The organism is Parabacteroides sp. Marseille-P3160 (assembly GCF_900162725.1).
Taxonomy (GTDB): Bacteria; Bacteroidota; Bacteroidia; order Bacteroidales; family Tannerellaceae; genus Marseille-P3160.
Genome location: NZ_LT799418.1, coordinates 3,755,856 through 3,771,198 on the forward strand (window position 1 = coordinate 3,755,856; position 15,343 = coordinate 3,771,198).

Below are 15,343 nucleotides of genomic sequence, written 5' to 3' on the forward strand. Positions count from 1 at the left end.
CCCGCCAATAAGCAAAAAGTGAAAGCATAATTTTTCAATATATTCATTTTGATGAGCAAAACGTTTGTTTCGACAAAAGTACACTTTCTTTTCAAAATATTTGTATTTTGAAAAATAGTCTTGCGGTAAGTTAACTTTCCATGCCGATATCCTTTGTTTTTTTAGTGCCTGTTTAAAATTTCCACATTTTTTTCTAAAGATTAGTTCGTTATTGGTTTAGCCTTTTTTTGAATTTGCTCCGTTTGTTCAGCTCAAATAACCCGCTATTATCGCTTCGTAAACGAATCAACTACCCTAAAAACAGAACGAAACAAATTAACGAGCAAAATTTAAACAAGTTCTTATCTTTTTCCCTACTTTTGTAATTTTTTAATATTGCAGAATACTATTTTACATATTTACATATTTTTTACGAGAAAAACAATTAAGAATTATTTTCATACAACTATGACCAATATGCATCGGGAGATCAATGGAGTGAGACGATTTATCATGAGGTTTTTAACAAGCAAAATCAGCCATTGCGTCTCCAACCGGGACATCTCTCTACTAAAAAATTCTCTGATCAAACGTATCTTAATCATCAGGCCGAATAGCCGGTTAGGAAATCAACTTCTTTTAACGCCTCTCATACAGGAAATTTCGACCGTCTTCCCGCAATGCAAGCTGGATATATTCGTGCGTGGAAACTTAGCCCCGGTTTTATACAAAAACTATTCGAATATCGATCAAATAATAAAACTGCCCCCTAAACCATTTAAACAACTTCTTGCCTATATCAAGGTCTGGTTTTCTTTGAGCAAACGCAGGTATGACTTGGTAATAAACGCCGATGTAAATTCATCGTCAGGGCGTATAGCAACCAATCTATGCCGGTCAAAAATCAAATTTTACAACTGTTTTAATCCCGAGAAGTTAAAACAGGTCCCGGATTACGAACACATGGGGAAAGGTGCCGTTTACAATTTAAGGGATTTCTTAGGAAGAGGCGGGTATCTTACCGGAGAACGACCGATCCCTGTTCTTTCGTTGAGGCTAAGCCAAACGGAGCTAAGCAATGGCGCTTTAAAACTGAGGGAAATAGCCCAAACGAATAAACCGGTCATATGCATCTATACTTTTGCCACCGGCGCTAAATGTTACCCGAAATATTGGTGGCGGGAGTTATACTCTCGCATAAAAAGGACGTATGAAGATCATTTCTCCATATTGGAAGTCTTGCCCAAAGAGAATGTATCCCAGATAGATTTTTCCGCTCCGACTTATTATAGTACGGATATCCGGGAAATGGGGGCCGTAATCTCCCAGTCCGCAATTTTCATCAGCGCCGATTGTGGGATCATGCATTTGGCAAGCAGTGCCGGAACTCCTACCGTCGGCCTTTTTTCAACAACTAAAATCGACATCTACGCTCCCTATAACCCCGGCAGTATTGCCATTGATACGACCCGGACAAGCATAGAGGAGATCATGGTACATATACACAAAATACTCACTCCCTATTGTTCTGGCGGATTGCCATGTCATCCGCATTTTACTAATTATTTTTCATTCCTCTAACTTTACAGCTTCCGGACTCTGTTGATCGGAACTCATCCGGTAAGGCAACTTCCATGTATGCCCTTGACTGTCTCCAAAGTAAAGCTCGGATTTACTTATCTTATTCGGATCTCCATCCGCCCAAAAGTAAAGGAAAGGGTCTACTCCATGGGCAACTTTCCGGACATAATTATGATTCAAGGTACTATTACGGGTTACTTGTTTATACTTCAGCCATGTATCTCCCTTATCATAACTTTTCCAAATGACGATTTCACCCCCGCCTCCCCAAGGTTGGGGGCCATTTTCCGTCGGTCCGATAACCGTCCAGACTTTATCCTCCACCCATAGGCTACCCGTATCATAATTATGATCCGAGGTCGTAATTTCACGGTTAATCCACTCTTTTCCATTCCAATAAATGACCGCCCATTTCTTTAAGCCGTTTTGAGGGCCCGGTTGATAGCCGGTTCCAGATACATACAAGGCGACAGGGTGGCCTGACTTATCGTATGCGATATCTTTTATATAAACATTCTCCCCTTTACTGAAAAACTCCCGTACCATAGTAGGATTATCGACCTCCGTTATCGGAATAGAGAGCGATTTCCCATCCACTGTAGTCCAGGTCTTTCCGAAATCCGTCGTTTGCATATAATAAATATTGGTACGCAAATCAACATTTCCATTCGGATGCCAGTTATAGAAAAAACCGATTTTATTCCCCGTTTGACCGCTGATTTGATAATGCCCTCCATAACGATCTTCCTTCCGCTTGATTGCAACCAATTGCTGGTCTTCCGCCCATTTCCGTCCGTCCGCACTGGTGTTAAAATAAAGCAATCTTACCCCCTGATATTTGGTGAATAAGTAGAGGAAACCTTTACCGGGAATATATTTCGGCTGCGGATAGGTCATTTCACCCGAATAGATACTGTCGAAACGATCGATATTATAAGGTTTTTCGCCCCGGTAAATATAACCCGGTCTTCCCGTACCTCGTCCGCTAACAAAGACCCAGATATAGCCTTTATCATCCATTGCGATAGAAGGATTGTCGTGAGGATCGAAAACGCCGTTTTTATCATGCACAACGACCGGCTTGGAGACTGTTTGCGTTTTATGGTCAAAACAGCCGACCATACATAACAGATAATTACCATAATCTTTGCTCTTTCGGTTCGGTTTATCCGCATCCGAGGGGCGCCCCTCGGCGATTCCTCCATAGACAAAAAAAGTTTTCTGAACTTCAGGGGCATAAATGGCCAAAGGAATATGCTTGGCTGTATAGGTTCCCAAACCGCCGGAATATTTATCCCCGAATTCAGAAAACTGCCCTAAAGTAAACCAAATGCCTTTATACCCGTCAATCCGTTGATTATTGAGATTCTGCCCTTGTACCACTCCTATTCTTAAAGATAAAAAGAGGTATACCCCTAATAAAAATAATTTATTGTGTTTCATATGAGGATTATTTACTGTTTCATGGAATATATTTAATATATACAGTCCCCTTTAACGGTTCTGCATGGGAAGAACTGACAAAATTGTTCTGTTGACTTTGTGGTCCCAGTTGGTTTGCTTTGTGGAATTTCGTGCCAACCGGACTGATCGCATTCAGTATGGATAACTGCCCATTAGGGAAAATGCCCAATGTATTATCGTTATTCCTTTGTTCCGGATTATCCGGAGTAAATAAATGCAAGAATAAGTCCTCGGATGCAGCAACAAGTCTCAGCAGCCCATCATCCGTCACCAGATCCGCTGCATATAGATTTGAATGATAACCTTTAAACTCCGGATATACCCAAGATTCACCGGTTACAGTATTATTATAAGCCTTCTCCCAAAGATTGAATGTCACTCCCTTCATCCGGTTTTTCCATACACGGTACGGTCCGTTTCCTAACCATCTTACCCGCTTTACTCTATCTTCCGGAAAGTCGAAAGTAATGCCGATATTATCATATAATCCACCCACATCAAAAGAGTAAGCAATTTCAATCCAACCGGCAGGCAACAATCCGATTTGAATGATATTCCTTGTCTGCTGTTTGTCACTATCCTTGGGTTTATACATAAACCGGACTGCCTCAACATCCTTCTTTACGATCGGCTGAACATCTATCAGTTCAAAATTCTCATACGTAAATCGAGGACCGTTTGAGAGAGGAAGGCGCTTTCCGTTCACGCTGATTTCCTGAATAACGCCTTTCCTTTTATCAATAATAAGCCTTACATTTCTGGAGCTTAATCTGATTTGATCATCGTCCGCCTCCTTATTTACCTGTCCGTTACCCAAATCAACCAATCTTGCAGCATAAACACTTGCCGGAGTTATTCTCCGTGTCCAAGTATAAATCTCTTTGCCGAACGGATCTATGGCGGTAAGGTATAAAGCATCATATTCATGAATATCTTGTGGAAGCGCAATCTTCAGTGCTCCGGAAATACCCGGAGCAATATCAGGAGCGATCACCTTCGTTTCCGAAACAGCTGAAATTCCTGTTGGAAAATCGAATTTTATCCATTTAGCAATAAAACTACACTGTTTCAGATTGGTAAAATGATAACGATTCTGTACTCTGATAAAACCGTCGAATGAAAGAGGTAGGAAAGTAGTCCCTTCCAAGTAGATTGGAGACCAGACTTCTTTGATCGTATAAAAACTTCCTTCTTTCTCACGATATGGCCCTAATATACCATCTGCCGCATGATTTCCGTCCGTATCCATAATATTTCTTTTATCATTCCTCACGACTCCTTGATCGGCAAAATCCCAAAGAAAACCACCTGCGCTTAATGGATTATCTTGCATCAACTTCCAATAATCATCCAACCCGGCACCATGCCCTCCGTCATATAACCCATGTAAAAATTCTGTCGGAAAAAAAACCTTATTCCCTTCAAAGAAAAAATGGCTGCCAACCCCATAAGGTATATAATGAAAAGTATTCACCACTTCCTCCTCCAACCATGGATGAATAACCTGCCTCTTCTGAATATCATAACGTGCATAATCAGGTAAAAGGTCAAAATTAAAGCCTCCCTCGTTTCCATTAGACCACATAACAACACAAGGATGATTGACATCCCTCGTAACCATTTCTCTTACTAACTTCCTACCGGCCGGGGTATCATAGGCAGATTGCCACCCGGTTAGTTCGTCTATCACATAAAGTCCAAGCGAGTCGCAAATCTCTAAAAAATGTTCATCCGGAGGATAATGAGACATACGGACAGCATTCATATTCATCTCCTTAATTAAAAGTGCATCCTGCAGGCTAATTGAACGGTTACTTGCCCGCCCGGTAGTGGGCCAATGGGTATGCCGGTTCACTCCTTTGAATTTTATTTTCGTGCCATTAACATAAAATCCATCTCCCGGACGCAGTTCTACGGTACGGAAACCGAATTTTTCCATGACGACATGTTTTCTTTCACCGTTTACATACAGTTCTACTTCGACCTGATAACGGTTTGGAAATTCAGAAGACCACAACGCAGGATTTACATAAAAGGATGACAATCGGATCGAATCTTGTTGAAAAACAGGCTGTCTGACCGGAGTTCCAACCGGAGTTCCATCTAATGTTTTCACCTGGGCGGTCACCTCGCCCTTTTTCACCCGACCTCCCATAAAGACATCCATATTGAACTTTCCATCACTACGAGCGTCAATCGCAACTCGTTCTATATGGGCCAAAGGAAGTGCTTCCAGCCATACCGGACGAAAGATTCCTCCGAAAACCCAAAAATCTGCGATGCGCTCTGCATCTTCTACGGAATAATTTGATGACGATTTATGAACAGTGACTTCTAAATCATTCGTTTTTCCAAACTTCAGCGTTTTTGTAATATCATATTTAAAACAATAGAATGCTCCTTGATGCTTTTCTCCTGCACTTTGCCCGTTAATCCGGACTTCAGTATCAGTCATAGAACCTTCAAATACAATATGAATCTTTTTATTTCTCCAATTTTCAGGGATTATGAATTGATAACGATAAATGCCACTCTCATTTAATCGTTCTTTATCATGCCCATAAGTAAATTGTCCGAATCCATGAAATTCCCAGTTGGAGGGAACAGGTATTTTCGTCCATTGGCCGCTTCGATTTCCAGCAGTACAATAAAAATCCCATAAAACCGTATCATCACTACCAGTCCCAGACAGATACATTGATTCCGTATGTTGACCAAACGAAAAAAAAGGCATTAACGAGCAAAGAAACAGAAATAGTTTTTTCTTCATAATCTCTTGTTTTTTCATAATGAATGCAAACTATTTTGAACCAAGTTTGGATTCACATCTATTCATCCTAAGGGATAGGAAATACAAAGTGTTTTTCTTCTATTATCTTACATATCCATACCGGAATTACAAAAATAAAATTTATTTTCTCAATATGTAATAATTTAGTTTATTATAATCGGTTAAGGCACATATTTAAGATAAATCTTTCCTCTCATCGGTTCGAAGTGAGAGGTATTTAAACATAATTCGGCTGACTTTGAAGCCCCTAATTCTTTTGCTTTCTGAAACTTTATACCGATAGCGCTAATTCCACTCAGAAAAGAGATACGTCCTTCGGAAAAGATACCGTCCGTATGATCATTATTCCTGATCATTAATTTCAGGTTCCAACAATTCCGCAATAAACCGATTTCTCAAAAGTTCTATATCATCGTTAGAACCGAATATATTTCCATGATGAAAAATTAATATAAAACACAAAAAGAATCCGATGTTATAAATCTTTTTCATAATACTTCTAGTAAGTATTTCTTTTACAGCTTCCATTTCATATTAAGGAAAAAATCTAATTAATAAGCAATGAATAAAAGCATACTTTTAATTTTATATAAGATATTAATCTCAGAATGTAATACGAGCAAATATAGGATAATGATCTGAGAGTAACCTATCATAATATGTATCATTTAAAGTCGCATATTTATTCACCTTTATATTTTTAGTAAGAAAAATATAGTCTATGCGGGCTTTAACTTTGGGGTTCACCTGGAATTGGTTTATAGTTCCCTCAGTTCCATAAGGAGGTTCTTGGGATATATCTCTTGAATCGGAAAACAAACCATCATTTTTCAGTATTTTTATATGGTTCGATTCGATTGTCCCGTTAAAATCTCCGACAAGAATAGTAGGGGTTTTATCTACTATTTGCTTAATAGTCTTTAATATCAAGTCTGCAGACTTGATTCTGGCTTCATTTCCTCTATGATCAAAATGAACATTGAAGAAGAAGAAAACTTTCTCTGATCCTATCTCTCGGAGTTTTACCCAAGAACAGACTCTGCGGCACAAAGCATCCCAACCCAAAGAGGGTTTATCCGGTGTCTCTGAAAGCCAGAAATCACCGGAATCAAGAAGTTCGAATTGATTCTTCTTATAAAACACACATGCATGTTCTCCGTCTTCCTTTCCATCATCACGCCCCACACCTATACGATCATAGAGCCCCATCTCTTCTATTGCTTTTACCTGATGAATTAGGCCTTCTTGTATTCCAAAAACATCAAAATCATAGAAACGTATAAGGGATATGACTAAATCTTTTCGATATTTCCATTGATTAGATCCATCCTCGTTATTGTCATAACGGATATTAAAGCTTGCCACATTCAACGTGCATCGATCTGCCTTTTGAGCCGTTGAAAACAAGAAAATTAGAAAGAAAAACAAGATTGACCAAATTATCTTTTTCATAAATAAATAGATATATTATTTAACCGATCATTAATTAATAAACCATACGTAAAGCACAACTTTACATGATTTCATTTTAATATAAAACAAAGGGAAAGTACGTTCCTGAAATTATTTTTGATAATCCATAAACTCTATTTTAGTATTATTCCTCTAATATGGTTTATATTCATTCTTCATGACATTCAAGGTTTCTTGTAACCAGACCCTATATCTAATATTTTTATCCCAGGTATTCCCAGCTGAAGCAAAATCACAAAATTTAACAAGAACCGATTTCTTTGCCTCTCCCTCTAAATCCGTTCCTAACACTAAAGGAACCGTAAAAACCATCCAGATATCCGATGAGTAGTTAGCTGACTGATTCAATTCAATATACCCATCTTTAGAATCAACTTTTGCACTCTCATCAATAAAACCATCTGCGAATCGTGTATCCCGGGCTAACACAACCGGTCCCTTAAGAATGGCAAAATGATTATCCTGTTTCACCACTCTTCCTCTTACATCTAAACTCAATGTTATTACATCTCCTGTTTTCCAAAGTCGATTAATCTTACAATAGGTTCCAGCTTCCACTATTTCTAAAGGTACATCATTCACTTTTACTTCATTCTTTTGACTCCAAGCCGGAATTCTTAAAGCAAGAGTAAAGCTTTCCGGCTTATCCACCTCCAGTTTAATTAGAACTTGTCCATTAACCGGATAGTTTGTTTGTTGAATAAGCTTCACCTTTCGTTTTCCTTTTTGATCCAGGGAAATAGACTTAACTTCCAGATTGCTATAAAGATTAATGAAGATACTATTCTCACCGGTCATTACAGCATATTCAGGAAGCAAAGCAAAAGCCCGTGGACCATTTGCATTACAACAGTTTATATGCATTCCGCATTGCTCCTCTCCCGGATGGCGCAATCCTTCTAATGGACTATATTTTGCAATCTGTCCTGCATCAGCTCTCATCGAAGCTAAGAGAGCATTATAAGTAGTTGTTTCAATCTGATCAGCATAAATTGGATTTTGAGTTAAGCATAATAAAGTTTGACATAGTTTCATCCAAGTCATAATCACACATGTTTCCATTGTATGGTAAGTAGGCATCGTTTGAAATGCCTTACCAAAATACCAACATTCAAAGGCACTGCCGGAACCTGCAATATTGATCTCATTCTCTATTATATTTTTTACCGTCTTCTCGACAGCAGACAAATAGATAGGTTCTCTTGTGATTTTATATAGCTCTACAAGTCCTTCATAGCATGACATCATCTCATACGCTTTTTGTCCATTATCAGGTCCGAACCACGGCTTATTTATACTCGCCGGATGTGGAGAACGAGCAGCAACAGGAACACCGGCTTCCGCTTTACTAATTAACTTCGGTCCTTTCTCCGTTTCCCATTGTTTAACAATATATTTTGCAAAGTCCAAATATTTTGTTTCTCCGGTCCTTTGATAAAGGAAAACCATCGGCTCCAGAATACTGCTACTAGCCATCCCCCAATAGTTTCCAGTAGTTACTATATCAACCTTCCCCTCTCCCACTTGAGTAAATAAATGGTCCGCCATCCTACAACATGCTTTTAATACATCTTTATCCCCAGTAAGGTCATAATACGACAATAGACCGAGCATAGAATATTTACGCCCCCAAATATCCCAGCTTTTCAACTGAGCATCAACAGCATAATTTCCAATATAGCCATTGGGAAGTTGTGATTCCAATAATCCTCGAATACCTACTTTAATAGAATCCATTAATACCGGATCATTTTTATAACGGTATGAGAGTACTGCTCCAAGCATCCATTTTCCCCAGAATTCACTCTGCCAAAGATGGGTTTCTGTTTTATTATAAAAAGGTTCTATTAAATGATGTACATCTTGCTCTTTTACCCGATGTTCAATACATGCATCAATTCGTTCTCCGAGATGCCCTCCGATTTGTATTACCGAAGGATCCAATACTTTTAACAAGGGTTGTTGTATTATTGCATTTTGGGAATAAATGCATTTTGGAAAAAAGGAAACAATCAACAGAAAAAAAAATACATATTTTTTCATTCGGCGTAAATTTATAGTTCGACAATCTATTATTTTTTATATTCAATTGATTCTTTCACGGCCTTTAAATAAAGTCCGTCAGGATCACCTTTGGTCGGAACAAGATATCCACCTTCGCCAAGTTCATTCCATGCATAAAGAAAAATTATTTTTTCTTGAGTGGCTTTCTCCGGGTTATCATTTATCCATTTTATGCCACTCCGAATATAATCTTTCAATTTATCAGGAGTTTGGTTTGTGTAATACCAGCCTTCAGGAGTATTATACAGGCCTCCTTCAGAACCTTCCCAGGGGCGCTTATCCCATCCGACAGTAACAGTAGGAATGCAAGGTTGTTCTTTCGTGCCATTCCACTTCTTCATACCAGCAGCAACCAATTCCTCATAATCATGAGGTTCGGAATTCGCTGAATATCCCGGAACAATATTGTAATAAGTTTGAATATCAAAGCCGGATCTTCCTATCGTATGATCTCCACAGCCGGCAATGGAAAGCCCTTGCAAATTATTAGTTATTGCAATTCTGTTTATATCAGCTAAACCTTGATCCGTAATCCCCTGAGGATTAAAAAGAACAAGTAAAGGTTTACCGCTCACTTTAAGATATTGATCATCTTTAAAATAAGGCATCCAATGCGAAACAGCCTCCTGCCAATTCTCTTCGCCCGTAATTTCATGGCCTTGATGATTGGCAATAAGTAAAGCAAACTTGACTCTATTTTTGTTTTTTGCTTGAAGATATAAGGCTAAACTTGTATGCTTAGGATCAGAAAGAATCCTTTTTAAATCCAATGGAGCCTTATCCGGAGCCCAATACCAACAAAACAGGAAAAAATCAATGCCGTTCTCCGCAGCCAAATCTATTTGTCGTTCCATTATTTCGATTGAGTCGTTTCTCCATCCCCAAATAGGTTCACGAGAGGAATAATCGGTTGCTAATTTTTCACTTAAATGAGTTGGTGCGTTTTTTGCCCATAAAGCGTCTGGATTACCTGCATGTCTGTTTGTTCCGGACCATCCGTCAAAATAATAGGTTCCAACCATTATTTCCCTTTTTTCACTAACACTATCGTTTTTCTTTTTGTTACATCCTATTCCCAAAAACAATATTAAAATGATAGGAAATACGATAATTAATCTCTTTTTCATTATATTGGATTAAAAGTTCAAAGTGACATCGATTCACTGATAATAATTACCATGTAATCACAAGCTGACCTGTGATATTTTTATATTCATAATAACTTCCTTCAAAATCTGTCCCTTTCCGAGATTCAAGAATAACTTCCTTTTCTGGAGAATGATTATTATGAGGCATAGCTTTATAATTCGTTTCATCTTTTCCCGGATAAATCCGTACATTGGCTCCCTTCAAACCATAAATACCTATTTTACGATTTATTTCATATTCTACAGGCGCAAGTTCATGACAAGCTACGACTCCTTCTTTCTGTTCCACAAAAACACGACATTCCTTATGCCATGACTTTGGCATATGATAATTCGAATAACCATTCTTCAATTCCGTTTCTGTTCCCATAAAAAGAGGCGCACCTTGTGGAAATTTGTACGATTGCTCTACCGTTTGATCAGGTACATACCCACTAAACCAATATCCGTTGTTGTTTTTCGAAATACAATTTATCGGATTTTTTCTGCTAAGTTCCTTCTTACTGTATTTTATTGAATAGCCGATCTCTCCAAGTGCATAGCGCATTAAAGAACCGCCGATAAAAAATCGGGGCATGTCATCTTGCGATAACAAATGACCTCCTTTAAAAGAAGCAGAATTTGTCCCTCTCACATAACAGATAGCTCCTCCTTTCCAATCCGGAGATTGTCTTAAAACCGCCACGTCTCTATGTACAGAATGATTTGATACCTTAGCAAGTATTCTGGTATCAGGCTGTAGATTCTCTACAAGAACTTCTATTCCTCCACCCGACATGTCTTTATTGTGATGCAATAGAGAAGGTTGAATATAATTATCAAAATCCGAATTCAAACTTATTGTCACAAGACCATCTATCGGATCCGTCAATTTAATATTCAAGAACCTGAGAAAGTCTTCACTCGCATGGGTTGCCGGACCATAGACAATAACTTTCCCGCCTTTTTCCACAAATCTCATCAACTCCTTTTCCACTTCTGCCCCTTTTTCCGGAACAGTCGTCACTAAGATAGATTCATTAAGAACCGTCGATTTTTTTTGCATACAAGAGATAAAACCTGCCGTGGAAATTACGGTATTTATTGGAAAACCATCATTTATAGCCTGAATAACAAACCAGTCTCCATAAAATATTTCTTCTAAACGGTTTGGGTCTTTTTTAAACGCATTTTCGTGATATTCATCAAAAGGATAAAGCCAAACAATCGGCCCTGCTTTATCTGGGGATTTTCTACGAGCCTGAAGTATATGAGGTATAACCTCGTTTGGTACTTGGTCTGGCATATTTCCGTAGGAATCATCCACTGTTAAGAGATTCAGATGGGTTGGTAGAGTAATCTCACCTTCGGAATTAATCCGGCTAACAGCCATCGGGAGATAAATATCATGAGCTTCACGGCCATATCGATCCAACCATGGACTATTTGCCCACCATGGATCATGTATGTAATATCTAAACAGATACCGATTATCCGGGATTTCCGATATTCTGGACATATAGCCGGCTAATTCTAAGCCGAAATCTCCATTTAAGGCAGCCCATGGTGAATTAGGCGGCGGTAAAATATCATATGGACCGGTATATATACTTTTCAAATCAACTCCATCTCTGGCTAAGTCTATGCCAGCAGACAAATTTGTTCCTCTTGTTTCTATTCTATAATCCGGACATCCTTTTCTGAAATCAGTCCAAAAATCAATTATCTTTTTTCGTATATCTGTCATTTTATCCACATGAAATACTTTACTGTCATATATCGCCCCAATTGTATTCCATGTTTCCATCCCGAAACCAAATCCATTTGAAAACCATAAATAATCAAATCCGATATCTTTCATCATTTCCTGGCTTTGCTTTCCTAAATAGTAACCCAATGATGTTCCTTGGGGAATGCCATTGGGAAATGCCGCATATTTTCCACTATCCTCATTTAGTCTAGCATAACAACAAACAAATGATTTTGCTCCCATTGTATTTGCCATACATATTTCCGGATGTTTCGCATATTTAAACGCCGATTTGGCAAACTCAGGCCCGGGATCAAAAGTTTCACCCACACGAATTATTTTACCCGTTATTTGCTCACCTATTGTTTTCAATGTTCTAACAATATATTTTAAATCCCCATAATTAAAAGAAGGAGTATTTTCCATATAGGTATATGCTCTCGTATGTAAATTCAATTCTCTGGGACCTGAATTTACTTCATGCGTTGTGTTGGGATTCCCAATATATCGTCCCCATTCCAAAGGTTGATTTAAATCTCCGCTATAATCCAGTATTTCCGAACCATCTGCTGTCCAGAGCAAAATAGAAACAGTATCACAATACTTTAATAAAGGATTCCATTGATCAAACATGGACTTGCAGACATATCGGATATATTCTTTGTCATTTTGTTTGAAAGGCTTTAGTGACATTTCCAAGGTTATATTGTTAAACTTTTTTATAGATGGATCCAATCCTATATTATCACTCATCCGTTTTTGCTGTTGGCATGCAGTTATGACCATGAATAATATCATTAGACATATGACATTCTTTTCTGTATTCAATAATCTCCAATTCTTCATATTGCTCTTATTACGTGTTATTTATCAATCGTTTTTGACTAAGGCATTCGTTGTAAATCCTCCCAAACCACATCCCAATTCCCATCTTTGGGAAATCCCGGATTTGTTTCATCACATCCATCCCATCCCGCACACATCATAGCAATCGCTGTCAGTAAGCCGCCATTACCTGGTAGATATATCCGCAGCATTTTATTTTGATAATTATGTCCATTTGAAAGATAGATATTTGTACGTTCGTCCATCAATAAAGCTGCAATCGCTTTTTGGGGTTGACGAAGTCGAGCGGCAGTCATTGCCAATATAGGAAAATCCCATCCCCAAGTATGGCTCCAATTCCATTTATCAAATATCCAATTAAAGGTATTCAGCATAATATCACCTTTAAACAAGGGAGACTCAGGAAGAAAACCATAAGCACATAAAACAGAAGGATGATCTGAAGTATAAAGCTTATTATGGTAGGTTGCGGGTATAGATTCTGCAGCCAAATAAAGATTGTCTTTTGCAGCCAGAGAGGATAGCTTATTTATGATCTGATCCCATTGTTCGTTTCTTTTCAATCCTGCACGTAGCCTCCATTGCTGTGCTACATTCAAGCCATAATACCAATACGCCAGTTCAAACGGAGGATTTAATATCTCTTCCGGTCTAAACATTTCCTGGGCTGGAATAATACCGGCCAAAACATATCGATTATTTATGGTATCGAAAGTAGCAAATGATGCCATAAATTCAGCTGATTCAAATATCGTTTTTTTATATTTATTTACGATCTCCTTCGAGTGCTTTTGCCGATAAAGAAGTTCTGCTAAATAGATTATATGTGGCTGTTGCCATATTAAGAAAGAACCGATAGAGGAAGGAGCTTCATTCCCTGACGGATCCGTCATCTTCATCCATCTTATTCCGTCATACCCCTGCCTTTTTGCTATTTCTCTCGCTTTTTCTTCAACAGAAACATACCATTTCAAACTTCTTTCCATTAAACCAATCCGACTCCATAAAGCAAAATGGGCCGTATGCCACCAATGCATTTCTAAATGAAATTTACCATACCAACTATTATAGGTAAGTCCTGTTTCTTGTGGAGGCATATTTCCTGCACATTGTATCGCCATTAAATATTGAGAAAGAACGACTCTTCTTTCCAGTACTTTCGCTCTGGGATCCTTACATTTTGAGAAATCAACAAATCCACCATATTTCCAGTAAGAATTCCAATAAGAGTTATTTTCTTTACTCGCATTTTCAAACGAATCATTATTTGTATCCCTTATTTCCTTTTCATTAGCTGCAAAACGCAGAGAAAAACGTATTTCTTTCTTATCAGGAGAAAAAAGAAAATAATGTTCTTCCTTCTTTTTTATTTTCATATTACTCTCCCAGTTCATCCGAACAAAATAGACGGAATCATCTATTTTTCTCTTTATAATAAGACACTTATCAATCTGTTCTAATATTTCAGTTTGATGTTTTTCTGAATGATTCCAGTCACAGGCATCATCGGTATGTCCTCCCGTTGGATAAGGAAAACGTAATTTCAATTTTAAAAGACCACTTGAAAACATAGAGGATACGATTTTGACATATATCTCATCTTTTTGGGGATGGCAAAAAGTTTGCACATAAACAGAATCCCTTTCAATGACAAAACAACTGTTAATAGTTCCATTATAAAGATCTAATGTTTGAGATACAGATTTTACACTTTGATAATCGATTATCTGTCCTGATGAATCAAATATTTCAAATCCTACAATACCCAAATGTAAACGATGAGGATTCGCTCGGAAATAATCCGAAGCTTTTTGTCTCCTCCCAGATTCTTTAAACTGGACAGAATAAAAACCTTTATCCCCATGTCCAAAATTTGGATGAATTAATGTTTCTTCAAATTTATATTTTTCATCATTAGGGAAGCTGTTCCAACCCCATTCCGATTGTGTTCCCAACGGAATTCCATTCCTATATAATTCAGGAAAACTTTGCAATCCAGTTGCATCTACCGTAAAAGCAAAACGACCATTTCCTAAAGATAAAGAAGATAAAGAATCAAAAGAAGTTACCAATGGATTATTTCGTTTCAAGACTATAGCTCTGTCTATTTTATTATTTTGACAAAAAACGGACAGTGCCATAAAGAATAGAAATATGAATGCAAAAATGGATTGTTTCTTTTTCATAAAAGTAAAAGATTTCTCTTATGGTTTTATATGGATGAGGATAGGAATTATCTAAAAAATCAACAAGATAGAGTGATAAAAC

General features: G+C 37.9%; 9 protein-coding genes. 1 reads left to right on the forward strand and 8 read right to left on the reverse strand.

What is annotated here, in order from left to right:
* Positions 1-492 precede the first annotated feature (492 nt).
* The gene (locus BQ8014_RS15110; RefSeq protein WP_234998061.1) at positions 493-1,560 is read left to right on the forward strand and encodes a glycosyltransferase family 9 protein; all 1,068 of its coding nucleotides are present in this window, start codon (positions 493-495) and stop codon (positions 1,558-1,560) included.
* Here the strand turns inward: BQ8014_RS15110 and BQ8014_RS15115 are convergent.
* The 8 genes from BQ8014_RS15115 to BQ8014_RS15155 all read right to left on the reverse strand — a co-directional run bounded on the left by BQ8014_RS15115 (position 1,549) and on the right by BQ8014_RS15155 (position 15,261).
* Positions 1,549-3,003 (reverse strand): BNR-4 repeat-containing protein, encoded by a 1,455-nt coding sequence (locus tag BQ8014_RS15115; protein ID WP_080905077.1) that lies wholly within the window; start codon positions 3,001-3,003, stop codon positions 1,549-1,551. The genes BQ8014_RS15110 and BQ8014_RS15115 overlap by 12 nt on opposite strands.
* Positions 3,004-3,022: 19 nt before the next feature.
* Positions 3,023-5,794, reverse strand: a complete 2,772-nt coding sequence (locus tag BQ8014_RS15120; protein ID WP_080905997.1) for a glycoside hydrolase family 2 protein — start codon at positions 5,792-5,794, stop codon at positions 3,023-3,025.
* A gap of 182 nt (positions 5,795-5,976) precedes the next feature.
* A complete protein-coding gene (locus BQ8014_RS15125) occupies positions 5,977-6,171 on the reverse strand; it encodes a hypothetical protein (protein ID WP_080905078.1) in 195 nt (64 codons plus the stop codon).
* Positions 6,172-6,418: 247 nt separating this feature from the next.
* Positions 6,419-7,267, reverse strand: a complete 849-nt coding sequence (locus BQ8014_RS15135) for an endonuclease/exonuclease/phosphatase family protein (RefSeq protein WP_080905080.1) — start codon at positions 7,265-7,267, stop codon at positions 6,419-6,421.
* A gap of 153 nt (positions 7,268-7,420) precedes the next feature.
* The gene (locus BQ8014_RS15140) at positions 7,421-9,331 is read right to left on the reverse strand and encodes a glycoside hydrolase family 127 protein (RefSeq protein WP_080905081.1); all 1,911 of its coding nucleotides are present in this window, start codon (positions 9,329-9,331) and stop codon (positions 7,421-7,423) included.
* 29 nt (positions 9,332-9,360) lie between these two features.
* Positions 9,361-10,479, reverse strand: coding sequence for a glycoside hydrolase family 99-like domain-containing protein (locus BQ8014_RS15145; protein WP_080905082.1), 1,119 nt, complete (start codon positions 10,477-10,479; stop codon positions 9,361-9,363).
* Between the two features lie 46 nt (positions 10,480-10,525).
* The gene (locus tag BQ8014_RS15150; protein WP_139785139.1) at positions 10,526-12,982 is read right to left on the reverse strand and encodes a hypothetical protein; all 2,457 of its coding nucleotides are present in this window, start codon (positions 12,980-12,982) and stop codon (positions 10,526-10,528) included.
* A gap of 131 nt (positions 12,983-13,113) precedes the next feature.
* The gene (locus tag BQ8014_RS15155; protein WP_080905084.1) at positions 13,114-15,261 is read right to left on the reverse strand and encodes a hypothetical protein; all 2,148 of its coding nucleotides are present in this window, start codon (positions 15,259-15,261) and stop codon (positions 13,114-13,116) included.
* Positions 15,262-15,343 lie beyond the last annotated feature (82 nt).

Excerpts from the sequence above, each read along its gene's own strand:
- BQ8014_RS15145 (WP_080905082.1), bottom strand. The coding sequence starts at position 10,479 with ATGAAAAAGAGATTAATTATCGTATTTCCTATCATTTTAATATTGTTT.
- BQ8014_RS15110 (WP_234998061.1), top strand. The coding sequence starts at position 493 with ATGAGGTTTTTAACAAGCAAAATCAGCCATTGCGTCTCCAACCGGGAC.
- BQ8014_RS15135 (WP_080905080.1), bottom strand. The coding sequence starts at position 7,267 with ATGAAAAAGATAATTTGGTCAATCTTGTTTTTCTTTCTAATTTTCTTG.
- BQ8014_RS15125 (WP_080905078.1), bottom strand. The coding sequence starts at position 6,171 with ATGATCAGGAATAATGATCATACGGACGGTATCTTTTCCGAAGGACGT.
- BQ8014_RS15115 (WP_080905077.1), bottom strand. The coding sequence starts at position 3,003 with ATGAAACACAATAAATTATTTTTATTAGGGGTATACCTCTTTTTATCT.
- BQ8014_RS15120 (WP_080905997.1), bottom strand. The coding sequence starts at position 5,794 with ATGAAGAAAAAACTATTTCTGTTTCTTTGCTCGTTAATGCCTTTTTTT.
- BQ8014_RS15150 (WP_139785139.1), bottom strand. The coding sequence starts at position 12,982 with ATGAGTGATAATATAGGATTGGATCCATCTATAAAAAAGTTTAACAAT.
- BQ8014_RS15140 (WP_080905081.1), bottom strand. The coding sequence starts at position 9,331 with ATGAAAAAATATGTATTTTTTTTTCTGTTGATTGTTTCCTTTTTTCCA.
- BQ8014_RS15155 (WP_080905084.1), bottom strand. The coding sequence starts at position 15,261 with ATGAAAAAGAAACAATCCATTTTTGCATTCATATTTCTATTCTTTATG.